Here is a 26,366-nt window from a genome sequence, read left to right as displayed (position 1 = left end):
ACCCATGCACATCGTCAACTTCGCCTATGAATGCGGCGGCTTCGACTCCCGGCTGATGCGCGGGGGTCTGTCGCCACTGGTGTGGAACCTGTCCCGGGAGTACGTCTCCCTCGGACACCGGGTCTCGATCGTGACACCCGCGCACGGACACCTCGACCGGCTGCGCGAGTCGTACGCGATCGAGGAACTGGACTTCCGGACCGACCACGCGGTGCCGCTGGTGCTCGATCCCAAGACCTGGCCCGGCCGGCCCGCCGAGACGGTGCTGCCGCTGACGACGCGGGCCCATCTGCTGCGGCTCGACGGCGTGGACGTGTACTTCCTGTCCGACGCCCAGCTGGACCTGCTGCCGGACCGGCTGTATCCGCCGCCGGACTCCGAGGGCCGGGACCTGTCGTTCTTCAAGCCGCTGGTCTTCCAGGTGGCAGGACTGCGCTTCCTGCGGGAGTGGCTCGGCGGGGAGGAGCCGGCGATCGTCCACGGCTTCGAACCGTCCTACCACTACCTGGTCCCGCTTGTACTGCGCGGCGACCCCCGGTGGCGCTGTGTCAGCACGGTCGCGGCCAACGCGCCGATCACGCAGAAGGTCTACCGGCCCCAGGTCGAGGCTCTGCTGGGTCTCTTCGACGCGTCACCCGGGCCCGCCGGCGCCGGTACCGCGGCCGGTGGGGGGAGCGCCCTCGACGCCTGGGAGGAGACGCCGCCGCCGGAGGACTCGCCGGCCGCCGCCATGGTGCGGGCGCTGTCGGCGACACGCCTGCACACCGAGTACGGCCCCGACCACGTCGGCCTCTTCCCCCAACTCCTCTCCCACGCCGATCTGGTGGACTTCGTCTCTCCCGGGCAGCGCGACCACTACAGCACCTTCGCCGACACCCCGATGGAGCGGTACGTCGCGTCGCTTCCCGTCTCCGGCCTACTGCGTGAGCAGGCGGGCAAGCTGTTCGACGGGGGCTGTGGAGTCTCCGGCCCGTGGCTCGCCGGGGACCCGGAGGACGTCGACCGGGACGCCGTGCTGCGTTCGCTCGGCCTCGATCCCGCCCGGCCCGTCTTCTACCACGCGGCCCGGTACGCGGTGCACCACAAGGGCCAGCTGGAGTTGATCCGGGCGGTGGAGGAGGTCCTGGCCGGCGGAGCGGAGGGCTCCTTCCTGCTGCGGTGCGCGACCGGAGCGGGCGGGGTGGCGGAGGTGTCGCCCGCCAACGCCTACTTCCAGCGGGTGGCCGACACGTACCCGGACCGGGTGCGGCTCGACTGGCGGCTCGTCGACGAGGACGCGCTCTTCGCGGAGGCCGCCTGCGCGGACTTCTGCGTCTACCCGTCGAAGTTCGAGCTCGACGGCTTCCTCATCGCACAGGCCGAGGCGATGGCCTGCGGCGCCGTACCCGTCGGCACCGCGCAGCGGACCACCGCCCACTTCGGCCACGCTCGCGCCCACGAGGACCCGCGGGCGACGGGCTTCGCGGTCCGCGGCTCGTTCCGCGACGACGACCGGGAGCTCGCGGCGCTGCTCGCGGAGCGGATCCGTGACGCGGAGCGGATGTTCCGCGAGGAACCCGAGGCGTACGCGCGCCTGTCTGCCGCCGCCTCCAGGACCGCCCGTGGATTCACCTGGGGCGAGAGCGCGCGCCGGCGCCTCGCCGTCTTCCGGGAGCTCCTCGACGACGTCCCGCGCCGGCTCCCCGCGCGGGACGCGATCCGGTACGGCTGGTTCGACCTGCTCGACGACGTGGAGTGGGCGGAGCACCGGGAGGCGATCGTCCGGCGCTCCCTCGAACTGGGGGACGCCACCGCCTACGGGCGGTGCGCCGAGCTGGACGCCGCCGCGTACCAGGCGCTCTTCGCCGCCGCGTTCGCACGGGCGGACTTCCCGCGCTGCGCCGAGCTGGCGGAGGCGGCGGGCCGCGAGGCGCTGATGTCCCCGGTCCGGCACCGCTGCCGTGTCTCCCCCGTCGAGCCGGACGGGACGCTGCGGGTGGAGTACCGGCATCCGGAGGTGGCGGCGGTCGACGTCGTGGTCGAGGGGGACGCGCCGCCGGGCGTGGCCGGCACGGACTCGTCCGGACCGGAACCTCTCGAATCGGCGGCCGAGGCCGCGCTGTCGGACGAGCCGGTGCCCCCTGCGGGCAGGACCCGGACCGCCGCGCTGCGCCGGGACGACGACGGCGTCTTCCGGGGCTCCGTCAGGGCCGACGACCTGAGGGCCGGTCTCGTCCTCCGGCTCACGCTCGCCTCCGGCCGGGTGACCTGGGACAACGTCCCCGTCCCTGAGGCCCCGCCCTTCCACGTCGTGGCCACGGACCTCGACGGCACGCTGCTGCGCGGCGATCTGACGGTCTCGTCGCGGACCCGGCACGCGCTCGATCTGGTGACCTCGTCCGGGGCCCGGCACCTCGTGGTGACCGGTCGTCCGGCCGCCGCCTGCCGCCGGCTCCTCGACTCCCTCGGCTACACGGGACTCGCCGTCTGCGGACAGGGCGCGCAGCTGTACGACGCGGGCGCCGACCGGCTGCTGACCGCCGAGCGGCTCGACACCGGACTCGCACGCTCGGTCGTCGCCCGCGTCGAGGACCTCGTCGGGCCGCTCGAACTGGGGGTGGTGACCTCGCCCCCGGAGAGCCGGTTCAAGGTCACACCGGGCTTCGGTGAGCGGGTGCGGCACGGCTGGGACGTCACGGCCGACCGGTCGCTGCTGTGGGAGACGCCGATCGACAAGCTGGTGCTGCACCACCGCGTCCTCGGGGACGACGAGCTGACCGAGACGGCGCGGCGGCTCTGCGGTGAGGAGGTGACCGTCGTCCACTCCGTCCAGGGCATGGTCGAGATCCTGCCGCGGGGCATCACCAAGGGCACCGGCGTGGCGCGGGCTCTGGAGGTCCTCGGCCGCACGGGCGAGGAGACCGTGGCGTTCGGTGACATGCCCAACGACCTGCCGATGCTCGCGCTCGCCCGCCACGGGGTGGCGGTCGCCAACGCGCACCCCGCGCTGCGGGCCGTCGCCGACGAGATCGCGCCTGGCAACGAGGAGGACGGTGTGGCGGCGGTCCTGGAGCGTCTCTTCGGCACGCCCGTGGTCCCAATGGGAGGTGGCTCGTGAGCGATCCACTCTTCCGTCTCGCCGAGGCCCATGGCGTGGCGACGAGCTACCGCACCGACCGGGGGCGCCAGGTCGACGTCCCCCGGGACACCCTGGTCTCGGTGCTCGCCGCCTGCGGCGTCGACGCCTCGACGCCCGCCGCCGCGGAGGCCGCCCTAGCGGCCCACCGCGCCGAGCGGGCCCGCCGGCTGGTTCCGCCGTGCGTAGTCGTACGGGGGCCTCGCGGTCCCCGGCCGAAGCTGCCGGCCGGAACCAGGGCCGACGTGCTCTGCGCCGACGGCCGTACGCGCGGACTCGACGAGCCGCTGCCGGTGGGGTCCCACACGCTGAGCGTGGAGCGGGACGGACGGCACGACGCCGCGGTGCTGCTGGTCGCGCCGGAGCGGTCGGCCCCGGCACCGTACTCGTGGGGCCTCCTCGTCCAGCTCTACTTCCTGCTCTCGCGCCGCTCCTGGGGCATGGGCGACCTCGGTGACCTCGCCGAGCTGGCCTCCTGGGCGGGACGGGACCTCGGAGCGGACTTCGTCCAACTGGGGCCGCTGCACGCGATGGAGCCCGGTCCGCTGCCGGACCCCTCGCCCTACCGGCCGAGCAGCCGGCGTTTCCCCGACCCGATGCACGTGCGAGTCGAGGCCGTCCCCGAGTTCGCGTACCTGGCGGAGGGGCCGCGCGCCCGCGTCCGGCGGCTCGCGGACCGGGCCGCGTCCCTCAACTCCGCCGTTCTCGCCGGGGAGTCGCTCATCCGACGCGAGGAGGTGCGCGAGCTGAAGCACCTGGCCCTGCGCGAGGTGTACGAGGTGACCCGCTCGCCCGGGCGCGAGGCGGCGTTCGCCGCGTACGTGGCGCGGGAGGGCCGCGACCTCACGGACTTCGCCACCTGGTGCGCGCTTGCCGAGGTCCACGGCCCGGCGTGGCGCTCCTGGCCCGCCGCGCTGCGCGACCCCCGGTCGACGGTCGTGGCCGACGCCCGCCGGGTCCTGTCCGGCGCCGTCGACTTCCACCGGTGGCTCGCCTGGATCACCGACGAGCAGCTCGCCGGCGCCCAGCGCGCCGCGCGGGAGACCGGGATGCGCGTCGGGCTCGTCCACGACCTGGCGGTGGGCGTGGCCCCCGAGGGGGCCGACGCCTGGGCGCTCCAGCACTGTCTGGCCGATGGGATGTCGGTGGGCGCCCCGCCGGACGACTTCAATCCGTCCGGTCAGGACTGGGGTCAGCCGCCGTGGCGTCCGGACGCGCTGGCCGCGGAGGGATACCGGCCGTTCGCCCGACTGCTGCGAGCAGGACTGCGGCACTCCGGCGCCCTGCGCGTCGACCACGTCATGGGGCTCTTCCGCCTCTGGTGGGTGCCGGAGGGCCGTCCCCCGTCCGACGGCACCTACGTCCGGTACGACGGCGCGGCGATGCTGGCCGTGCTGGGCGCCGAGGCGGAGGCCGCCGGGGCGTTCGTCATCGGCGAGGACCTGGGCACGGTCGAGCCGGAGGTCCGCGAGGAGCTGGCGGCACAGGGCGTCCTTGGGACGGCCGTGCAGCGCTTCGAGTACGAGGGCGGTTCCGAGGGCCGGGCGGGCCCCCTGCCGCCGGAACAGTGGCGCGAGCACTGTCTCGCCACCCTGACCACGCACGACCTGCCCACCACAGCGGCCTGGCTCAGCGGCGAACACGTCGACCTGCGGGCCTCACTGGGGCTGCTAACCCGGCCGCCGGAGGAGGAGAAGGCCGAGGCCGCCGGCGAACGGGACGGCTGGATAACCGAGTTGGAACGGCTCGGGCTCCTGCCCGATCCCGCCGGCGAGGTCGCTGCACTGCACACGTACCTGAGTCTGACGCCGGCCCGGATGATCGGCGTCTGGCTCCCGGACACGACTGGCGACCGGCTGCCGCAGAACCTGCCCGGCACCGCGGGGATCCACCCCAACTGGTGCCTGCCGATCACCGACGAGCAGGGTCGTCCCGTGTCCCTGGAGGAGCTGTCCGAGGCTCCGCTCCTCCGCCACCTGGCCGGGGTGTACGCACGCCGGCCACAAGCACACCGAGTGACTGACGAGGAGAGGCATGTCAAGCCGGGTTCTAGTTGACGAGGAACGCCTGTCGGGGGTGTGGGAGGACGCCGACGGGTTCAGCCTGCTCGCGCCGGACGGCACCGGATACCGGTCGGACCTCGTCCCGGAGGTGCTCTCCCCCGGGAATCCCGCACTCGCCCGGGCCGTGGGCGGACGCCGGGTCGTCGCCTTCACCGGGCCGACCGTCGACCGCCTGTACGGACAGGCGCTGCGCGCCTACCTGGAGGCGAACCTGGCCCCGGGGACATGGACGCTGCACACGATTCCCACCGGGGAGAAGAACAAGACGCTGGCCATGGCGGAGCGGGTCTGCGCGCTGGCCAAGGCACACGGACTCGACCGGCACGGGGTGATGCTGGCCCTCGGCGGCGGCATCGTCTCGGACGTCGTGGGCTTCGCGGCCTCCATGTACTCCCGGGGGATCCGGTACGTCCGGATCAACACCACCCTCGTCGGCCAGGTGGACGTCGGCGTCGGCGTCAAGACGGGGGTCAACGCCCTCCACACGAAGAACATGTTCGGCGCCTACCACCCGGCGCACGCCTCGCTGAGCGATCCCGCGTTCCTCTCCACCCTGCCGCTCCGCGAGATCCGCTGCGGTCTCGCGGAGATCGTGAAGATGGCCGTGATCCTGGACGAGGAGCTTTTCCGCACGCTGGAGCGGTACCCGGACGCGTTCCGGCCGGCCGGAGTCCCGACTCCGCCCGAGGTCGAGAGGTACATCCTGCGGACCTCCATGCGGCTGATGATGGAGGAGCTGTGCCCGAACCTGCGGGAGCACCAGCTCGCCCGCCTGGTGGACTTCGGCCACACCTTCAGCCCCGTGATCGAGACGGCGGGCGACCACCGCCTCGAACACGGCGAGGCCGTGGCCGTCGACATGGCGCTCTCGTCCTGCCTGGCGCTGCGGCTCGGTCTGGTCGACGAGCGGGAGTGCGACCGGATCATCGGTCTCCTGGCCCGCATCGGGCTGCCCGTCTTCGACGCGGAGACGTGCACACCGGAACTGATGAACCGGGCGCTCGAGGAGTCCTGGGAACGCCGCGGCCGCCGGCTGCACCTGGTGGTCCCCATCGCCGCGGGCAAGGCCACGTTCGTCGACGACCTCACCGACGTGCCCCGCGACGTACTCGGCCTGGCCCTGGACGAACTCGCCCGGAGAGCCCGGGGATTCGCCCACGAGGCCGCGCTGTGACCCGCGGCACCGGGACCACGCGGCCCCTCGTCAACCTGCGGCACCTGCTGTCCCCGAAACCGCACGACCACGGCGGGGCGGGGACCATCCTGGCCCACCGGATCTTCGCCCGGGGCGAAGGAGCCGGCGCCGACTTCATCGACCTGGCCGTCCTGCCGCCGGGGACGTCCATAGGACGGCACCGGCACGGTCACGACCGCGAGACGTACGTCGTGCTCAGCGGGGGCGGCGTGATGTACCGGGACGGGGAGGCGTTCCGGGTGGAGGCCGGGGACGTCATCCCCAACGAGCCCTTCGGCGAGCACGGTCTGAGCAATGACACGGACACGGAACTGGCGCTGCTCGTCTTCGAGGTGGCGGCGCACGAGAGGGAGGACATCCATGGCGATCCCGCCCGGTGACCCGACGGTGACGGAGACCGGCGAGGCCGTGACCGTGATGGACGTCGGGGGGACGACGCTGCGCGTCGGCACGTTCGACGCCCGGGGCGGCGGACGCCTCTCCGACGTGCGCAGGACACCGGTGGACGGCATGGCCGGCCACCCGGGTGCTCCTGTACCGGTGCTCCAGCAGCAGGTGGTCGACCAGATCGTGCGCGAGGCAGAACGGCAGGCCGGCGCGCGCCTCGGAACCGCCCCGGCCGCCCCGCCCGCCCTGGCCGTCGCCTTCGCCGGCCCGGTCGCCCGGGACGGGACCGTCCTGAGGGCCCCGACGGTGTGGGGCGCGGGCGGCGAGCCCCTCCCGCTGCGGGAGATCCTGAGCGCCCGGCTGTCCGTGCCGGTGCTCGTCGTCAACGACCTCACGGCGGCCGCCTGGCGGTACGGGACGGAGAGCCCGGTCCCGTTCTGTCTCCTGACGATCAGCTCCGGCATCGGGAACAAGGTCTTCCGTGACGGCGACGTGCTCCTCGACATCGAGGGGCACGGCGGGGAACTCGGCCACTGGACCTGTGACCGCTCCCCCGACGCCCCGCTGTGCGACTGCGGGGGGCGCGGGCACCTGGGGGCGATCGCCTCGGGGCGGGGCGTCCTCGCCGCGGTGCGCCGGGCGGCGGCCTCCGACCCGGCGGGGTACGCCCGCTCGGCACCGGCCCGCGCCGGGGCCGCCGATCCGCGCCTCCTCGGCAATCCGGAGATCGCCCGGGCCGTACGGAACGGGGACCCGTTCACGACGGCCGTGCTGCGCTCCACCCTCGTGCACCTGGCGGCAGCGGTGGGCGGGGTGTTCGCGTCGATCGGGATCCGCCGGTACGTCCTGATGGGAGGCTTCGCCCTCGCGATCGGCGAGCGCTACCGGGAACTGCTGGTGGAGGAGCTCGTACGACAGGGTTGCTTCGGGCTGACGGCCGCTCAGGTAGACGCCATGGTCGTCCTTGGCGAGGACGACGACGACCACGGCCTGATCGGGGTGGGCCGGCTGATGGGCCGTCCTCTCGCGGCCCACCGGGAGAAGGTGACCCTCTGATGCCCGGACGTACGGAGAGATCGCCCGGCACGGCTCGCCGGGCGCTCGTGGTCGGCAGCGGCTTCGTGGGCTCCGAGATCGCCCGCCGGCTCGTCGCCGAGGGCCACGAGGTGACGCTCGGCTCACGAGGACGGCCCACGGTCGCACCCGAGGACTACGGGGCGAGGTGGCAGTCGCTGGACGCCACGGACGCGTGGGCCTGCGATCGGGTGGTGGCGACGGTCGCGCCCCGCACGGTCGTCCTGGTCCACGGGCCGTCCGACGTCACCTGGTGCGAGGCGCATCCCGAGGAGGCGGCCGCGGCACACAGGGCGGCGACGGCCCACTTCGCCGCGGTACCGGGCCTGGACCGCATCGTGATGATCTCGACGGACAACGTGTTCGACGGCAGGTGGGCAGAGAACGTCGAGTCCACCCCGACCGCACCCGTCAACGCGTACGGGGCGGCGAAACGCGCCGCCGAGGAGGTGCTGCTGTCCGAGGCGGCCTCCCCGGCGACAGCCCTGCGCGTCAGTCTCGTCTACGGCCACGAGCCCGCGGGCGGCGAGAAGTGGCTGAACTTCTTCGCGTCGTGCGCCCACCGCCTGGCCCGGGGCGAGCCGGTGGAGGCACCGGCCGACCAGTGGACCACTCCGGTCCTCGTGGACGACGTCGCCAGGGTGGTCGCCCGCCTCCTCGCGCACGAGGGCGACCTGCCGCCCGTACTGCACCTGGGCGGCCCCGAACGCGTCTCCCGGGCGGCCTGGGCCCGGGAGATCGCCCGCGCCCTGAACGCCCCGACGGCCCTGGTACATCCGGTCCCGAGAGCGGCGGGCCGCTACGCCTCCAGACCGCAGAACACCTGCCTGTCCAGCACACTGCTCCCCACCGTGCCCGGAATGAACGCCGTCCCTCTTCAGGGCGTGGCAACGGCGGCCGAGGCCTTGGCGTCACGGTTCCTCCGGTCCGGGTCGGCGGCCTCCGCCGCCCCGACATGCACGGCCGTCTCATCCCGGCCCGACAGTTACGTGGTGCTCAAGACGCCCGAGCAGCCTCGGGCATGGGAGCAGTCGGTCCGTCAGACGACCGGTCTGGAGATTGTCGCCGACAACCTGGCCGGGGCGCCGTCCAAGACCGGATGTTCGTACGGCGAGGCCAGTCACAGCGAGGACTGCGGTATGGCGTAATCCTTTCCGTATCGGTGCACGAGGACCTCCACGCCCTGGGCGCCCAGCACGCGGTCCGCCGCCTGGGGCGGGAGTTCCACGTCGTGGAGAGCGACACCATCGGCGTCCGGCAGGCGGTGTCCTGGCGGTCCGACGGCGCCTTCGGCTCGTCCACGGTGGTGACGGGGGACGGCGTCCCGGACATCCTCAAACCCGTGGTCGGCGCGCGCGGGGCCGTCCCTCCCGCCGCATCGACGCCCCGGAGACCTTCCCCACCTCCTCCTTCATGGTGTGCTCCGCCACCTATCAGGAGTTCATGGTTGACGTCCGCGAAGCGGATGGTGTTCCAGTGGGCAGGCCACCAGCCGTCGCCGAGGAGGACGGGGGTGCCGACGCTGTGGATGCCGGTCTTCCCGGTTCCCGGGTACAGGTAGAGGTCGCCCTGTTTGGTACGGCCGACGAAGTCGGTGTAGCCGTCGTTGTTGAGGTCGGTGGCGTAGGCGTCCGGCCAGTAGTCGCGCCACCAGCCGTTGCCGATGAAGTACCGGGCGCCGAGCGTGCTGGTGCCCGTTCCGCCGGTGCCCGGGCAGACCCACATGTCGCCGCTGGCGTCACGCGCCATGGCGTCCGTGTAGCCCGTCCCCGTTGTGGTCGGGCCGGCTCTGCGAGCCGCTCGTCCACTGGCTCTGGCCGGAGGCGTCGTAGATGACCAGGACGCACGCCGGGCAGGATCTCTGCGTAGGTCGCCACGTTGCCGTTCAGCGTCGGCTTCGGCAGGGCGGTCGACCAGGAGAGCGCCAGCGTACGGCCGTCCTTCAACCCGCTCAGGATCGGTCCCGTGCCGCCGCCGGAGAAGGTGACCGCCACGGAAGTGGCCTTCGGCTTCACCGATCCGTCGGCGGCGAAGACCAGCGTCGGGCCCGTGTCCACCCACGCGCCGTCGCGCAGCACGCGCACGGGTGTGCCGTACTTCTTGACGACGAACTCGCCGTCGGGCCGGACCCAGGTGTCGGAGGCCTCGGTGCGTGCCGAGACCACCTCCACGGGGTTCCCGCCGGCCTGCGCGTCCCGGAGCGCCTTGTCCTCGGGGCTGACGCTGCCGTCGTCCTCCGCCGTGAGGGCTGCCGGGTGGGGCGAGCGCGCCGGCGGGTCCCATCGATGCCACCATGCCGCCCGACCCCACGCCGACGACAACGGCAAGGGCGACGGCTCTTCGGAGAGAAGACCCCCATCCCCTGCGTACTTTCGTATTCAACACTCTCGTGACCCCTGTTGCCCGGTATTTTCCGTCGCGCCGACTGCAGCCGCTGATCAGCGACGCCAAATTCCCCGTACCGGACATTTGCGGACCTCGTCGAGCCAGAGATCCAAGAGGAATGTCTAGTTCCGAAAAATCCCTCGGCGACCGCCCCCACCTGCACCTCGCCCCGACCGAGCGCGGCAACCCCGCCGACGACCTAGAGCATGGCACCCCATTTGGGCAGCAAGATCATCTTTGCCACACTTTCCGGAGTCCTGTGCGAATCAGAATCGCAGCCCAGCTTCCAAATCCATGGAATCCGACTGTTAGCCTGCGCCGGTTGAATTTGCACGGATAAGTGGAGTAGATGTGAGAAGATTTCGCATGCGAGGGCTTTCTGCGGCGTTGGCCGCAGCGGTTCTCTCAGGCATGCTGCCGGGGGCTGTGGCCGTAGCGGCGAGCAAGGAGCGGCCCCGGCTGCCCGAGCTGAAGCAGCCGACGGCGGTTCCGGTGTCTCCGATGCGCGCGGGTGGGGCGAAGAAGACCGATGCGGCCGCAACCGGCTGGAAGGACCGGAGGGTCGCCTGGCCGGCGGCAGGTTCGGCGGAGGTGGACCTCGCCTCGAAGGCGGTCTCGAGCTCCTTCCTTTCGGATTCGGCCAAGGCCCGGATACCGGCCGCCGGGCCGGGCGCGGGCCGGGCAGGCATGCTTCCCGTCTCGGTGCGTCCGCTTCAGGCAGAGGCCGCCGAGACCCCCTCGAAGGTGAAGGTCACGCTCGCCGGCAAGGACGCGGCCCGCAAGGCCGGCATCGACGGTGTCCTGCTGTCGGTGGGACGCTCGGACGGCGGGCAGCGTGCCGCAGCCGCCCAGGTGGAGGTGGACTACACCTCCTTCCGCGGCGCCTACGGCGGCGACTACGCGTCCCGGCTCCGCCTCGTGGAACTCCCGGAGTGCGCGATGACGCAGCCGGAGCTCCCGAAATGCCGTACGCAGAAGCCTCTTTCGACACGCAACGACACGCGAGCGGGCAAGCTGTCGGCCCGGGTGAGCATGCCCGGGGCGTCCGAGCCGACGGCCAGGTCGGCCGGCGCACCGGCGAAGTCCGCCCTCGCGGCAGCGGCTCCGGCCGGTGCGACCGTACTCGCCGCGACGGCCGGGGCCTCTGGTCAGTCGGGCGACTACAAGGCGACGCCGCTGAAGTCCTCGGGCTCGTGGAGCGCAGGCGGGGTCACCGGTTCGTTCAACTGGTCCTACCCGATCGACGTACCGGCGGTGCCCGAGGACCTCAAGCCCGGCATCACCCTGGGCTACAGCTCCCAGTCGGTCGACGGACTCACCGCGGCCTCGAACAACCAGCCTTCCTGGCTCGGTGACGGATGGTCCTACGAGCCGGGCTTCGTCGAGCGCAGGTACAAGTCCTGCAACGACGACAAGACCGGCGGCACCAACACCACCAAGGTCGGCGACCAGTGCTGGTTCAACGACAACGCCACACTGCATCTCGGCGGCAAGTCCACGGAGCTGGTGTATCAGGCGGGCAAGGGCTGGCACACCGAGGGCAACGGCGCCGAGAAGATCGAGAAGCTGACCGGTGCGTCCAACGGGGACCAGGGCACGGCCGGCGTCGACGGCGCCGGTGAGCACTGGAAGGTCACCACGCCCGACGGCACCCAGTACTTCTTCGGCCTGAACCGCCTGCCCGGCTGGAAGGACAACGGCGCCGCGGCCGACGACCCCGTGACCAACTCCGCCTGGACCGCGCCGGTGTTCGGCAACCAGTCCGGCGAACCCTGCTACAACGCGGCCTTCGCCAACGGCTGGTGCCAGCAGGCCTGGCGCTGGCAGCTCGACTACGTGGTCGCCCCCGGCGGCGGTGCCATGGCGTACTACTGGAGCACCGAGTCCAACAACTACGGCCGCGACGTCTCGGAGACGACCGGCAAGGCGACCGTCACCACGTACGTCCGCGGCGGCTGGCTGGACCGGATCGACTACGGTCTGCGCTCCGACGCGGTGTACACGGGCAAGGCCATGGGCCAGGTCGAGTTCGACGTCACCGAGCGCTGCCTGACCAACTGCGGCACCTTTGACGAGGCCAACGCCAAGAACTGGCCCGACGTTCCCTTCGACCTGTACTGCAAGGACGGCGCCACCGAGTGCAAGGACCAGTACTCCCCGAGTTTCTGGTCCCGCAAGCGCCTCGCCAAGATCACGACGAAGCTGCTGACCGGCGGGACGTACAAGGACGTCGACTCCTGGACGCTGGAGCAGGACTTCCCCGCTTCCGGTGACGGCATCTCCACACCCATGTGGCTGAAGTCCATCCAGCACACGGGTCTGGTGGGCGGCACGCTGGCCACTCCCCCGGTGACGTTCGCAGGCGAGCAGCGGGCCAATCGCGTCGACAAGCTGGGCGACGGGCTCGCGCCCTTCGTCCGTCTGCGGATGTACCAGATCACCACCGAGACCGGCGGCACCATCGGTGCCACCTACTCGCAGCCGGGGTGCACCAGCACCAGCCTGCCGACGCCCGACGGCTCGAACAAGACGAGCTGCTTCCCCGTGAAGTGGGCGTACGAGGGCGAGACCGCCAAGCTCGACTGGTTCAACACCTACACCGTCGACCAGGTCGTCGAGGGCGACAACCTGGCCGAATCCCCGGACAAGGTGATCTCGTACTCCTACCTGGACGGCGCTGCCTGGGCGAAGAGCACCGACGAGTTCACCAAGGCCGAGGACCGGGTCCATTCCGTCGCGCGCGGCTACGAGCGCGTACAGACGCGCACGGGTGCCGCGAGCGACCCGAGGACCCTCACCGAGACCCGGTACTTCCGTGGTCTGGACGGCCAGGCGGTCCGGGACTCGGCGGGCGCCGCCGTGACCGATCGCGAGCAGTTCGCGGGCATGACCCGTGAGACCGCCACGTACAACGGTGACGACACCGCCAAGCTGGTCAGCGCCACTTCCTACACCCCGTGGCGCTCGTCCGCCGTGGCCACCCGCACCCGTGCGGGCCTGCCCGACCTGGTCTCCTACCAGACGGGCACGGAGCAGGAGTCGGTCCGCACCCCCGGCGCCGGCGGCACCCGGACCGTCGAGAGGTCCCGTACCTTCGACGGCTACGGCATGGTCACCAGCGAGTCGTCCACCGGTGACAAGGACAAGGCCGGCGACGAGTCGTGCACCACGACCGAGTACGCCCGCGACACCGGCACCGGGATCCTGAACAAGGTCAGCCGGATCGAGAGCGTCGCCGTGGCCTGCGGTGCGGCCGTCAGCCGTCCCGGTGACATCGTCGACGACGTCCGCACGTACTACGACAAGGGCGCCCTGGGCACCGTGCCCGGCCGGGGCCTGGTCACCAGGACCGAGCGGATCAACGGCAAGGGCGACGGATACGACGTCCAGGCCGAGGTCCCCAGCCTCTGCGGCGCCGACGGCAAGCAGCTCTGCGCCGACGTCCACGGCCGTGTCCTGAAGGCGGCCGACGCCTACGGGAAGAACACGACGACCGCGTACACCCCCGCCACCGGCGAGGCGCCGACGGGCACGGTCGCGACGAACCCCCGCGGCCACGCGACGACCACGGTGCTGGAACCGCTGCGCGGCCAGGCGACCCGGACCACCGACGCGAACGGCAAGATCACCACCAGCGCGTACGACGCGCTGGGCCGGGTCTCCAAGGTGTGGCTGCCGACGCGCTCGGCCACCACCTACCCGGACTCGCCGAACTACGTCTTCGACTACCTGGTCCGCAACGACGCCCCGATCGTCACGACCAGCAAGGTCCTGACGCACGACGCCACGTACAAGTCCGCGTACGCCTTCGCCGACGGGCTGCTGCGCACGCGGCAGACCCAGGAGCCCTCGCAGGACGGGGCCGGCCGGATCGTCTCCGAGACGTTCTACGACACCCGGGGACTGGCCTGGCGCACGTCCGGTTCGTACTTCGCGACCGGTGTCGCCGAGCCCGTCCTCGTCACCGGTCAGGAGCTGAAGTACCCGGCGTCGACCGACACCGAGTACGACGGGGCCGGCCGGGTGACGGCCGTGATCTCCAAGAAGTTCGGCGACGAGACCAAGCGCACCACCACCCAGTACGCCGGTGACAGCACCACGGTGATCCCGCCGCAGGGAGGCACCGCGGTCACCGCCGTCGTGGACGCGCTCGGCCGGACTGTCGAGCAGAGGCAGTACACCGACGACGCCCGGACCGCGTTCCAGTCCACCCTGTACACGTACGACAAGGTGGGCAAGCTGGCGCAGGTGACGGACCCCTCCAACGCCAAGTGGACGTACACCTACGACGTCCGGGGCCGCCAGATCCAGGTCGACGACCCGGACGAGGGCACCACCAAGTCCGTGTTCGACCAGGGCGACCGGATCACCGACATCACCGATGCCCGGCAGGTCACCCTGCACTCGGACTACGACGAGCTGGGCCGGCGCACCGTCCTGAAGAAGGGCACCACCACGCTCGCGACGTGGGAGTTCGACACCGTCGCCAAGGGCCACGCAGCGAAGTCGACCCGCTGGGCGAACGGCAAGGCGTACGAGAGCGCGATCACCTCGTACAACAGTCGCTACCAACCGGTCGGCCAGCAGGTGACCATCCCCGACAGCGAAGGCGCGCTGGCGGGCACGTACAAGTGGATCAACTCGTACAACGCCCACACCGGCCAAGTCATGTGGGTACAGCACCCTGCTGCGGGCGGGCTGCCGCAGGAGAAGGTCAGCAACACCTACACCGCCGGATCCGGCCTGCTCGGCACGGTCTACGCCGGCACCGACGTCATCATCTCCGGTAACACCTACGACCACTACGGCCGGAACGTCCGCCAGGAGTTCGGCGAGTTCGCCCAACACCTGTGGGTGAGCAAGGAGTACGACGAGCACACCGGCGCGCTCCATCGCAGCTACATAGACCGCGAGGCGGCGCCGCAGAGGATCGAGGACGTCTCCTACTCCTATGACGCGCTCGGCAACATCACGACCATCGCCTCGGCGTTCGGCCAGGACTCCGCCCGGACCACCGACACCCAGTGCTTCGCCCTGGACGAGCTGCGCCGGATCACCGAGGCCTGGACCGACACCGGCACGGCCTGCGCCGGCGCACCCTCCACCTCGGCCGTCGGGGGACCGGACGCGTACTGGACCACGTACACCTACGACGCGGTCGGCAACCGCAAGACCGAGACCAAGCACAAGACGGCCTCCGGTCCCACCGACGACACGCTCCGTACCTACGCGGCCCCGGCGGCGGGTAAGCACAACCTGCCGAAGGTCACCCAGACCGGCACCAGCCCGCGCGACGAAGTCTTCACCTATGACGCCTCCGGCAACGTCAAGACCCGCAAGATCGGGTCAGCCGCCCAGCAGACCCTGACCTGGGACGACGAGGGCCACCTCGGCTCCGTCGTCCAGGGCGCCGACACCAGCTCGTACCTGTACGACGCAGCGGGCGAGCGGCTGATCCACCGGGACTCCACCGGCACCACCCTCACCCTGCCGGGCGGCAGCGAGCTCAAGCTCGACAAGGCCGGCACTACCGTCACCGGCACCCGCTACTACAGCGTCGCCGGGCAGCCGGTCGCGATGCGCACCGGCGGCAAGCTGACCTTCGTGATCGGCGACCACCACGGCACCGGCACCACCCAGGTGTCCGCCGACGCCGCCCAGACCGTGGTCCGTCGCAAGACGGGCATCTTCGGCGAGGAACGCGGCGCCCAACCGGCCGGCTGGGCGGGCGACAAGGGGTTCGTCGGCGGCACGAAGGACGCGGACACCGGTCTGACCCATCTCGGTGCCCGTGAATACGACCCCGCCATCGGTCGGTTCGTCTCCGTCGACCCGCTGATGGACCTGTCGGATCCGCAGCAGACGCACGGCTACACCTATTCCAACAACAACCCGGTCAGCCTTTCGGACCCGTCCGGTCTGAAGCCCATCGAGTGCATGGAGCACGGCTACACCTGCAAGTACAACGGTGGCGGCGGCTGGTCAGTCGAGGAGAAGGACTACACCCAGGACTACAACGGGTACACGAAGCAGTACGCCGAGGACGACCACGAGGAGCGCAAGACGCACTGGTCGAAGAAGGTCCGCGACAAGACGCGCAAGAAGCGGCTGGCGTATCTGGCTCAGAGCGACGAGGTCGATGTGCTCGTCCGGTTCCAGCAGAAGGAATGCGCCAAGATGCGCGGGCTCGGCAGGGCCTTCTGCGGCATCATCTCCCAGTCCCAGCGCGAGATGTTCGCGGAAAAGCTCTTCGGGGACGACCTCGACAGGATTGACGAAGGCTGGAAGGACGGCGGCGAGGACGCCTTCACGGAGGACGAGTTCGATCTGGCGTTCCAGCTGGCCCGCGAGGGGCACACCGTGGTTTCTCGCGGGGAGAACATCCCGGCTCCCGGCGCCGAGGGCAACAAGAGGTTCGACGCCTGGGTCGACGGCGTCCGCTCGGAGTTCAAGATCCTTCCGACCGAGAAGGAGAGGGGCGTGCTCGATCAGCTGTCCGACGCGAACAAGAAGGGCGCGGACCGTCTCTACATCAAGTTGAAGAACATCGGTGAGGACGAGGGAAGGGCAATGATCGAGAAGTGGTCCAAGGACCCTCGCCGGACCGTCAAACTGAGCACGATCTTCTACGTGCACGAAGACGGCATCGAAGAGATCAACTTCCGCTAGCGAGAGAGGACCCTGATGGAAGAGCGTGCAGCCGCAGCCGGGATGCTGGCCGCCGAGAGCGAGGCCGCCGGTCTCGTTCCCGGTCCAGTCGCGGTGGAGTCCGCGGTCTCCGCGTCCGGCATCGCCGTGCACGGCCTCCGCGCGGAGCGCCGGTCCGTCCGGGCGGCGTGGACGTGGTGGCGGGACCGGCACGACATGACGGGACTGGTCCCCTTCGTCACCACCCTCGCGCCGTGCGCCCTGGTCGAACACGACCGGGGTGACGAGCCGTGGTCGGGGGGGAGCAGGGACCTCCTGGACTCCGCCCTGCGGGCCGTGCCGTCCGAGGTGACGGCCGAGCTGCGTGCCTCGCGCCTGCGGGAGATGACCGACCTCTACGTTCCCCCGCAGGACGACGCCGACCGCAAGGCGATCGAGGAGTGCGAACTGCTCTTCGACCCGGAAGCCGTCGCGGCGGAAATCGCTGCCCGTCCCGAGCCCGGACCGGAGTCCACAGCTCGGACCGGGCTCGAGGGGGAGCCGGTTTGGTTGAACTTCGTGGAGGCGAAGGCCGGCTACGAGCTCCCGGCACTCTTCCCGGGTCTCGTGCGGACGCCCAACTGGTCGGGCCATCAGGACCGGCAGCTGCTCCCCGCCGATCATGTCGCGGTGCTCCGTCATTGGCATGAGCAGTACGGAGCGGAGTTCCGCTTCGCGGACTCGTCGACACTCGAACTGGCCGTCAGCCGCCCGCCCCTGAACCTCCTGGAGATTGCGCGGGCCGCCGTGGAGCAGTACGCGTACTGCCCCGATCTCGGTGACGCGGCGATCGCCGGCGATCAGGTCCGGCGTTCCGTATGGACGTTTTGGTGGGACTGACGGACGGCTCACCACGCAATGAATAGGATCGGCGCCCCGGCGAGAATCTCGCCGGGGCGCCGGTGCGTCAGGGGACCCCGGCGGGCACGTCGTTTCGATCAACACATGTCGGAGTTCAACGCAGCGTAGTCAGCACCACGTCAGCTCGGGAGGGCTCGACACCGGTGCCGACATAGGGTTTCAGTCAGCACGGGAGTCAGCAGCGCGCCACCAAAACATGCCCGATCAGCGCAACCCGGACAGCCCCTCTCCAGGCCCCTCCCGGGTCTTTGGCAGGGTCGCGACAGCAGGCCATGGAGGCCGGGGGCACACGGCACACCCGAACTATGGTGTCCCACCACATACGTCCCTGACCTGCATCTTCCTACGGTGTGGCGACACGAAAACGTCCCCGCACTTGCCTGGAAGTGGTGCACATGGCCGCCGCAACGCCCTCCCCGACCCCGCCCGGTTCCCTCAAGAGAATCGTCGCCGCCAGCCTCATCGGCACCACCATCGAGTGGTACGACAACTCATCAGACTGAAGCTCCGACCTGCGCTTTCGTCGTCGCCATGCCCCCGAAGTCAGCACCAAACCAGCACGGGAAAATGCCGTGTTGATCGCGGGTACGAAGGCGAGCTAGTCGGCGCCGCCGGACGCCAACTATTGACCCATCAGATGGTCACTCGCAGTAACCAGATCGGGGTGTTGACCGCTATTCGCTCGCCACCGGTCTCACGGCAACCCAACGCGCACCGCGCGCCCGCAACAGGCGGAACGCATGGTGCCGCGAGCCAGCCGGCCGAGCCGCCACGCACTCGCGCTGTCAGTTGGACTCGAGCACCGACTCGAACTCCAACGGCAGGTGCAACTCAGTCTCCATGGTGAAGACGGCATCCATCAGCAAGCGCAACCGTTCCGGAGCGTCCGGCATCACGTGCGCATAGGTCTGGTGCGTGATCCTCGGATCCCGGTGCCCAAGCCATTCCGCCATGTCTGTGACCGGCACGCCCTTCGAGAGGCCAGCGGAGGCAAAGAAATGGCGAAGCCAGTGCGGGGTGATCTTCCGTGCGATGCCCGCCGCCTTCTTCGCATTGCGCCAGAGCCGGTCGACGAGGGCGTACATGAGGATGTTGGTTCGCCCGACATTGGAGAAGAGGTAGTCGCCTTCCAGACGATTGAGCCCGTCCAGACCCGTCTGATCACCGTCGACGCGGCCACCGGCAAGGAGTCGAAGCCGGTCACGCTCGCCGGCCAGATCACCTCGGCGATCCCCACCGACGCGGGCATCGTCGCCGCCCACGGCAACAAGCTGGTACGGATCAACGGCACGGCCGAGAAGACCCTGGCGTCCACCACCACGGTGCCGTTCCAGATCACCGCCGACGCCGACGGCGGTATCACCTTCATCGACCGCGAGTTGGACAAGAAGGCGTCCGACAAGCCGGCCGCCTGGGCCAAGCACATGGACCGTACGAAGGTGAGGCAGGGCAAGAAGACCGAGCCCGTCACCGTCGCCTCCGGCGGGCTGCACGCCTGGGACCTGACCCGCTCGGCACGCGGCGAGGTGTTCGTCACCGGTGACGCCACGTCCAAGGCACTGCCCAAGCGGGTGCACAACCCCGGCAAGCTCCCCAAGGGCGCGGCGGTCTCCAGCCACGCCCAGGCGGCCCTGGCTACCACCTGGTCCGATGGGAAGAGCACCCTGGTCAACCCGGAGGACGCCGCCAAGCCGCGCCCCGCCCGTACGGCCCTGCGCATGCTGGACTCGGGCAAGTCCGTAACCCTCGACCTGCGCCCCGGCGCGCACCGCGTGGGCGACGAGGCACAGGGGCACGCCCTGTCCCCCGCTCTGCCCACCGGCGGCCCGGTCGACTCCGGCCCGGACATGGGCAAGAAGAGCACAGACGGCCTGTCCACGCAGACCGTGCGCACCCAGGCCCTGACCGCACAGGCCGACAACCCCAGCGAAGACAGCGGGGAACGGTACTGCTCGGTGGCCCGCAACGACGTGAAGAAGCAGGCGTTTCAGCCCACACCACGCCAGGTCGAATGGGCCGTGGACCAGGCCGTCGTCGGTGAGCTGAACTTCTACCGCGACAGCAATTGGAAGAACACCGGCATCGCCGGCGGCTACCAGCCCCAGGGCCTGTTCCCGCCGACCGTCCTCGCGGGTGACCCCAACGGCAAGCTCGACAACGAGGACCCCGCCGTCACCGACAAGTGGCACATTCCCGCACAGGTGATGCTGGGCATCACCGCGCAGGAATCCAACATGTGGCAGGCCACCCGCTTCGCCGTGCCCGGTGTCACCTCCAACTCGCTGATCGGCAACTACTACGGCGTCGACTACGCCGCCTCCGGCGAGCAGCTCGACCCATGGCGTATCAACTGGGCCGATGCCGACTGCGGTTACGGCATCACCCAGGCCACCGACGGCATGCGCCTGGCGGGCAAGACCAAGCCGGGCGAGACCGCCCTGTCCACGGTCGCCCAGGAAGCGGTCGCGCTGGACTACACAGCGAACGTCGCGGCCGGCGTGCGGATCCTGTCCGAGAAGTGGAACCTGACGTACAACGCCGGCATGAAGATCAACGGCGGCCACCCCAAGTGGATCGAGAACTGGTTCTTCGCCCTGTGGGCGTACAACTCCGGCTTCTACAACACCGCCGACTCCGCGGGGCACTCGGGTGTGGGCTGGACGAACAACCCGGCCAACCCGCTGTGGAAGGCCAACCGGGTGCCGTTCCTGCAGCACGCCACCGACTCCTCCAAGGACGACTACAGCCACGCCGCGCATCCGCAGGACTGGCCGTACCAGGAGAAGGTGATCGGCTGGGCGGCGCGCCCGATCTCAGCGATGTTCGCTCCGGGTGACTTCCAGGCGGGCTATCGCCCCGCATGGTGGACCACCAACGCGGACCGCGCGAGCGCCAAGCCTCCGGTCGACCTGTTCTGCAACGCGTCGAACAACTGCAACCCGGCCAAGATCGGCGACAACGACTCCAACGACCCGGGCCTGGGTGCCTGCACCCTGGACGCGGGCAACAGCGACACCAACCAGCACTGGCTGCACTGCTGGTGGAACCAGTCAGTCACCGAAGCGCAGTGGAAGAACTGCAACACGGGGGCCAAGTGCGGCAACGGTGTGCACCGCTTCACGACGTCCTACGGCGAGCAGCCGGACGCTGGCTCGTATCCGCCGAACTGCTCCATCGGGACCCTGCCCTCGCACACCCTGGTGGTCGACGACCTGCCGAACGGGACCACACCTGCGGGAGCCGACGGCAGCCGCGGATGTGGGGCGGTGACATCAAGCGGCACATTCACCTTGAGCTACGTCCCGTGGGATACCCAGATGGATCTCACCCACGACGGGACGGACAACCCGACCACCGTCACGACGTATCCGGGGAAGATCGACACGCACCAGATCGGCGCGGGCTACGGCAACCACTTCTGGTTCACGCACACCCGCTCCCCGGAGTCCTACCCGGCCAACGCCGACCGGATGAAGGTCACCGGCACGTGGAAGCTGAACGCTCCGCTGACCAACACCACCCGCCAGGCCAAGATCTTCGCGCACATCCCCGACCACGGGGCGCAGACCACCAACGCCGTCTACCGGATCCAAACCCCCGAGGGGGAGATCGAGGCGCCGATCTCACAGACGGCGAACCAGGCCAACAAGTGGGTGGACCTGGGGGCCTACGAATTCGGTGACCAGATCCCCGAGGTGCGGCTCGACAACTTCAACGGCGGCAACGGCAGCGCCGACATCGCCTTCGACGCGCTGGCGTTCGTCCCGGGCACGTACAACGGCCTGAAGCTGACCGGCAACATGACGGCCAACCCGACCGCACCGGAGCCGGCCCCGGTCGAGCCGAACGAGGACATCACCGACGGCCTCTTCTCCGCGGCCGGCACATCCTCGGCGGACACCGCCACGGCGGCGCCGATGACGATGGCCGCCACGAGCACCGCCTCATGCTCGACGGTCAACCACTCCCTCAGCCGCAAGCGCACCACCGCCTGTATCCACAGCGACTACGCGATGACGGAGTACACGAACACCGTCCCGACCGGAAGCGTGGCTTTCGACCTCTACATCACGTACTACCTCGACCCGAAGAGCGCCGAGTTCTCGCAGGTCACCACGATCCGGCTGAAGCCGATGGACGGTACGGTGAACACCGCTACCTTCGACTACGCGGCCGAGTGCCGCGGTTACTGCGACGTCACCAGCGTCGACTGGAACGGGTCGAAGACATTCGCCAAGGGCGACACACTCCTGCGGACCGTCACCACGCGGTTCAAGTGGGCGCCCAGCGGCACCACCAAGAACACGATCACCCCGTACTTGTCCCTCGGCGGCAAGGTCAACACCACTAACCTCGCGCTTTCACGAGGTGGGCTGTCCGAAGCTTGATCAAATAAGCGGAGAGTGCTCCTGACCTGCAACGATGGGACTTGTCTAGGGTCCTGTTGGCTGCATGGGAAGAAGCACTCTCCAGGTGAAGAAGCGTATCGGGTTCTACCCGCGTGTCCGCATCGAGGGCGGCGGACGGGCGGTGGTCTCGCAGGCCGGGAGCGTGCTGCTGGTCGAGACCGTCCGCAAGGCCGGTCTCGACACCGCGATATCAGTGGCGCTGGCACCGTGGCGGAAGGCTCGGGCGGTGCACGATCCGGGCAAGGTCCTGCTGGATGTGGCTCTGGCGGTCGCGTTGGGCGGGGACTGCCTCGCGGATGTCGGCATGCTGCGGGCGGAGCCGGCCGTGTTCGGGCCGGTGGCCTCCGACCCGACGGTCTCCCGCCTCGTCGACGCCCTCGCCGCCTCCGGCGAGGAAGCTCTGGCGGCGATTCGTTCCGCGCGGGCCGAAGTGCGCGAACTGGTCTGGCGGTTGGCCGGCGAGGAAGCGCCCGAGGCGGGTGGAACGGTGACCGTCGACCTCGACGGGGTGCTGGTGATCGCGCACTCCGACAAGGAGGATGCAGCCCCGACCTGGAAGCGGACCTACGGACATCACCCTCTGATGGGGTTCGTCGACCACGGGCCGGGCGGCACCGGTGAGCCGGTCGCGGCCCTGCTCAGGCCGGGGAACGCGGGATCGAACACTGCCGCCGACCACATCACCGCCACCCGTCTGGCGCTGGCCCAGTTGCCGAAGAAGTACCGGCGCGGGCGCCGGACCTTGATCCGCACGGACTCCGCGGGCGGCACCCACGACTTCGTGTCCTGGCTCGCCCGGCGGGGGCGGTGGCTGTCCTACTCGGTCGGGATGGTGATCACCGACGCGATCCACCAGCACGTGCTCAAGGTCCCCGCGTCGGCCTGGACGCCGGCCGTCGAGCCCGGCGGCGAGATCCGGGACGGGGCCTGGGTCGCCGAACTGGCCGGCGATGTCCTGGACGGCTGGCCGAAGGGGATGCGGCTGATCGTCCGGAAGGAACGACCCCATCCCGGGGCTCAGTTGCGGCTCACGGACGCGGACGGCATGCGGCTGACGTGTTTCGCCACCAACACGCCGGGCCGTCCGATCGCCGAGCTCGAGCTCCGTCACCGGCTGCGGGCGAGGGCCGAGGACCGCATCCGGGCCGCCCGCTCGACCGGACTGCGGAACCTTCCCCTGCACGACACCGCGCAGAACCGCATCTGGCTGGAGATCGTGCAGATCGCCCTGGACCTGCTGGCCTGGATGCCGATGCTCGCGCTGACCGGCAAGGCCCGCCTCTGGGAACCCCGCCGTTTGCGGCTCCGCCTGTTCACCACGGCCGGACAGCTCGTGACCACCGGTCGTCGGCGGTTCCTCCGCCTTGCCGGGCACTGGCCCTGGTCCAGCCACATCACCGCTGCCCTCGAACGGCTCGCACTCCTGCCGAACCCCGGCTGACCAGCAGATCCACCCGTCCCGGCGAGAGAACCCCCAGACCGGAGCAGTGGAACCCGGCGTCCACCCGAGACGACACTCGGGCCCTCAGCCTGCCCAGCCTCCGCCACCGGCAACAAGAAGAGCCGCCGACTCCGTCGGCAGCCCATCAAGAAAGATCGAGGCTAAGGTCGTGAATCCGTCCGAATTCGAGAGCGCCAAGCTGGACATCCGCTGCGACACCGAGGTCGTCAACGCGGGTACCGGCTGTGTGTTCTCCGGCTACACGCCGACGTATGTCATGAACTCCAAGAAGTTCCCCGGGGCCGCGGCACACATCGACATGATGTGGCGCAAGACCAACGTCGACTGGGGCAACCGCAACGGTGGAAAGCCGCTCACCTTCCTGGACAACAAGCTGTCCGCCGACGGCACCGGCAAGACGCAGCAGTACCGCAACCGTCAGGTCATCTGCGGCAGAAAGTGGACGAAGTACCTGGGCACCGGCCTGTTCAGTGACATGTGGTCCCTGGACGCGCAGGCGCCGCGTACTGACGCGATCAGCTGCGACGAGTTCGCCTTCGCCAACGCCTACCAGAGCGCCGGAAACCTCTACAGCACCACCAGCCCCCACGTCACCGAAACCGGCGCGGAATGCGTGCAGACCTATGTCCGGCGCAACGCCGACGACACCATGACGCTCCACCTGCGCCCGGATGCCCCGGCACCGACGTGGAAGGAGTTCTGCGGCCGGTCTTCGATGTCGAACTGGCAGAACACCCAGTCGATGCGGCCGTTCGGCGAGTTCATGAAGGAACAGCGCCTGATGGAGGACGACAACTACTGGGTCGACCTCGACGGATTCACCGCACCCACTCCGTAACCGGACAATGAGCAGTGCCCCCCGGCCGTTCTTCGGTTCCGGGGGGGCACTTCCGTTTCGCGACCTCACAGCCTCACGACCAGACAAGTCGCCCATCGACAACGGAACAGACCGGATAGTCCCCCGCGCCGATCCTCGTCAGCATCTCCGCCACGGAGTCGAAGTAGTCAGCCAGTGACGCGTACTCGCCGGTGACCGTGGGCGCTCCCACGAACCATCTGCCGATACGTCCGTCCCTCGCGTCGATGAACTGTCCCATCCAGCCGTCCCGATCCGACTGGAACGGGATCCACTCCTCGCGCCATTCGCCCCCACCGGACAAGGGGTGATTCGCGTAGAGCTTCTCCATCGCCCGGATGCCCAGAAAGAAGCTCCCCTCGTCCGGGAACCCGTCGTAACCGCAGCAGGCCACGTCGTCGTCCACATCGTCCTCGGGAAGATCCAGGTTGTTCTGCAGCAGCCACGCCCGCAGTTCCTGAGGCAATGAGACACCCATGCGCTCCTCGGCGGCCGCGAGTATCCGCTCTGGGGCCGGGCCGGGCAGGTCCGCGTGATCGGCCGGAGCATGCTCCCGGAGGAGATTCATTACGCGGGACCAGCTCTCCACCACACTCATTCCCCGCTGCCCCTCTCTGCACGGATTCGCTATGCCACTAAACGGGCTCACCTACTGTAGCCGGATAGCACGGCGGGCCGGTCGAAGCGCCCTCGGGCTGCTGGAGCCTACGCTCTCCGCGGTTTGCGCCGCTTGCCCCCAGAGGCTTGCTCTCCGTAGGACGCCCCAGGCATGACCTGTGGACGACACTGCAGCGTCCCTTCGGAGAATGCCCTACGCGATGGAGGCCAGGCCGAGGATATCAGCGACGGCGTTCAATGCGGCCCGCCACGGGTACGTGGCTGGGTTGCCCTGGCCCGGCTCGTTCGGGATGAAGCCGCCTTCGCCGTACAGCACCCGGACCCCGGCCCCCCGGAGGCTGTCGATCGAGCGCTCGAACTGAGGGTGGGCGACGTATGCCCGGTTCACGCACGGCATCATCGCCATGGGGATGCTCTTGCCGATGCCCTCGGCGACCACGCCGACGAGCCACTTGTCGGTGATGCCGAGCGCCCACTGGTTGATCGTGTTGAAGGTCGTTGGCGCGACAACGATGGCGTCCGGCTTCGGCCACACGTCCGGTTGTCCGGGGAGGCGGTAGTTCCAGCGGACCGGGTGGCCGGTGAGGGCGGCGAGGCCGTCGAGCGAGTCGGCCAGCCAGCGGGCCGCTGTCGGGGTGAGACCGAGGCATACGTCCCAGCCGTCGGCCTGCGCCTCCTCGATGACGCGCGCGACATCGAGGACCGGCGGCGCGGCACTGCTGAACAGGTACAGGGTCGGAGTGGTCATGTGGGCTATCCGATCACAGCCGGACCGCGCTCAACTTGGCGGAGTCGCTTGTGAATCGGTCTGTCTCGGCATCGAGCGGCGCGTAGCGTTCGGGGTGACGGGTCAGAGACGGGAGACCGGTATGCCGACGCGGGACGACCACACCGGTACACGGATCAAGGAGCAGCGCAGGCTGGCGGGGCTGTCGCAGCGGGGGCTGGCCGGGCGGATTCCGTACTCGTACAGCTGGCTCACCCAGGTCGAGTGCGGGGCGCGGCCGGCGTCCGCGGACTTCGTCGCGGCCGGCACGCGGGCGCTGCGGAGACCGACGAGGGCGTCACCGCGGCCACGACCGCCGGCATGGACGTCATCGACATCCGACAGAGACCCTGGCAGTGACGCACACCGACAGCCAGTGAACATCTTCCAAGCTGACGGGTGGTTGGATCGGCGTCCCCGGTGGCGGGCATGAAGAAAGCTCCTGGTAGACGGGTTCACGACCAAGATCACCAGTCCGCCAGGAGCTC

13 protein-coding genes and 2 pseudogenes are annotated in these 26,366 nt (G+C 69.9%); 12 read left to right on the top strand and 3 right to left on the bottom strand.

Features of this window, described 5'->3' with window-relative positions; all coding sequences use genetic code 11:
• Nucleotides 1-4 precede the first annotated feature (4 nt).
• The 8 genes from ACWFR1_RS30520 to ACWFR1_RS30485 all read left to right on the top strand — a co-directional run bounded on the left by ACWFR1_RS30520 (nucleotide 5) and on the right by ACWFR1_RS30485 (nucleotide 17,746).
• A complete protein-coding gene (locus ACWFR1_RS30520; protein ID WP_453556886.1) occupies nucleotides 5-3,097 on the top strand; it encodes an HAD hydrolase family protein in 3,093 nt (1,030 codons plus the stop codon).
• Complete coding sequence (malQ, locus tag ACWFR1_RS30515) at nucleotides 3,094-5,172, top strand: 4-alpha-glucanotransferase (RefSeq protein WP_453556884.1); 2,079 nt, start codon at nucleotides 3,094-3,096, stop codon at nucleotides 5,170-5,172. Before ACWFR1_RS30520 ends, malQ begins: the two co-directional genes overlap by 4 nt.
• Nucleotides 5,150-6,352 carry a sedoheptulose 7-phosphate cyclase gene (locus ACWFR1_RS30510; protein ID WP_453556882.1) on the top strand — a complete coding sequence of 401 codons (1,203 nt, stop codon included), beginning with the start codon at nucleotides 5,150-5,152 and terminating at the stop codon, nucleotides 6,350-6,352. Before malQ ends, ACWFR1_RS30510 begins: the two co-directional genes overlap by 23 nt.
• Nucleotides 6,349-6,753, top strand: a complete 405-nt coding sequence (locus tag ACWFR1_RS30505) for a cupin domain-containing protein (protein ID WP_453556880.1) — start codon at nucleotides 6,349-6,351, stop codon at nucleotides 6,751-6,753. The genes ACWFR1_RS30510 and ACWFR1_RS30505 overlap by 4 nt, the downstream gene beginning before the upstream one ends.
• Entirely contained in the window at nucleotides 6,734-7,816 is a 1,083-nt protein-coding gene (locus tag ACWFR1_RS30500) for an ROK family protein (protein WP_453556878.1), read from the top strand. The genes ACWFR1_RS30505 and ACWFR1_RS30500 overlap by 20 nt, the downstream gene beginning before the upstream one ends.
• Nucleotides 7,816-8,982, top strand: a complete 1,167-nt coding sequence (locus ACWFR1_RS30495; protein ID WP_453556876.1) for an SDR family oxidoreductase — start codon at nucleotides 7,816-7,818, stop codon at nucleotides 8,980-8,982. Before ACWFR1_RS30500 ends, ACWFR1_RS30495 begins: the two co-directional genes overlap by 1 nt.
• 1,648 nt (nucleotides 8,983-10,630) lie before the next feature.
• Nucleotides 10,631-16,888 (top strand): RHS repeat domain-containing protein, encoded by a 6,258-nt coding sequence (locus ACWFR1_RS30490; protein ID WP_453556874.1) that lies wholly within the window; start codon nucleotides 10,631-10,633, stop codon nucleotides 16,886-16,888.
• A 15-nt stretch (nucleotides 16,889-16,903) separates the two neighbouring features.
• Nucleotides 16,904-17,746, top strand: a complete 843-nt coding sequence (locus tag ACWFR1_RS30485) for a DUF4253 domain-containing protein (protein WP_453556872.1) — start codon at nucleotides 16,904-16,906, stop codon at nucleotides 17,744-17,746.
• 806 nt (nucleotides 17,747-18,552) lie between these two features.
• Here ACWFR1_RS30485 and ACWFR1_RS30480 read toward each other — a convergent pair.
• Nucleotides 18,553-18,852: a tyrosine-type recombinase/integrase gene (locus ACWFR1_RS30480; protein ID WP_453556870.1), complete on the bottom strand. Its 300-nt coding sequence runs from the start codon at nucleotides 18,850-18,852 to the stop codon at nucleotides 18,553-18,555.
• Nucleotides 18,853-18,906: 54 nt separating this feature from the next.
• On the opposite strand from ACWFR1_RS30480, the pseudogene ACWFR1_RS30475 reads away from it, so the two are divergent.
• From ACWFR1_RS30475 to ACWFR1_RS30465, 3 genes and pseudogenes are all read left to right on the top strand, one after another.
• Nucleotides 18,907-22,032 (top strand): annotated as a pseudogene (locus ACWFR1_RS30475) (hypothetical protein); the annotation flags it as partial.
• A 208-nt stretch (nucleotides 22,033-22,240) separates the two neighbouring features.
• Nucleotides 22,241-23,617, top strand: a complete 1,377-nt coding sequence (locus tag ACWFR1_RS30470) for an IS1380 family transposase (protein WP_453556869.1) — start codon at nucleotides 22,241-22,243, stop codon at nucleotides 23,615-23,617.
• 169 nt (nucleotides 23,618-23,786) lie between these two features.
• Nucleotides 23,787-24,476, top strand: coding sequence for a hypothetical protein (locus tag ACWFR1_RS30465; protein ID WP_453556867.1), 690 nt, complete (start codon nucleotides 23,787-23,789; stop codon nucleotides 24,474-24,476).
• Nucleotides 24,477-24,549: 73 nt separating this feature from the next.
• Here the strand turns inward: ACWFR1_RS30465 and ACWFR1_RS30460 are convergent, their stop codons facing one another.
• Together ACWFR1_RS30460 and ACWFR1_RS30455 are read right to left on the bottom strand one after the other, a co-directional pair.
• Entirely contained in the window at nucleotides 24,550-25,092 is a 543-nt protein-coding gene (locus ACWFR1_RS30460; protein ID WP_453556865.1) for an SMI1/KNR4 family protein, read from the bottom strand.
• A gap of 213 nt (nucleotides 25,093-25,305) precedes the next feature.
• Nucleotides 25,306-25,860, bottom strand: coding sequence for a flavoprotein (locus ACWFR1_RS30455; RefSeq protein ID WP_453556863.1), 555 nt, complete (start codon nucleotides 25,858-25,860; stop codon nucleotides 25,306-25,308).
• Nucleotides 25,861-25,981: 121 nt separating this feature from the next.
• Between ACWFR1_RS30455 and ACWFR1_RS30450 the strand changes: the two are divergent.
• Nucleotides 25,982-26,161, top strand: a pseudogene (locus ACWFR1_RS30450) (helix-turn-helix domain-containing protein); the annotation flags it as partial.
• Nucleotides 26,162-26,366 lie beyond the last annotated feature (205 nt).

The organism is Streptomyces sp. NPDC055103, from assembly GCF_053607625.1.
Note: the sequence above shows the minus strand (reverse complement) of the source record. Positions and strands in the feature narration are given on the sequence as shown.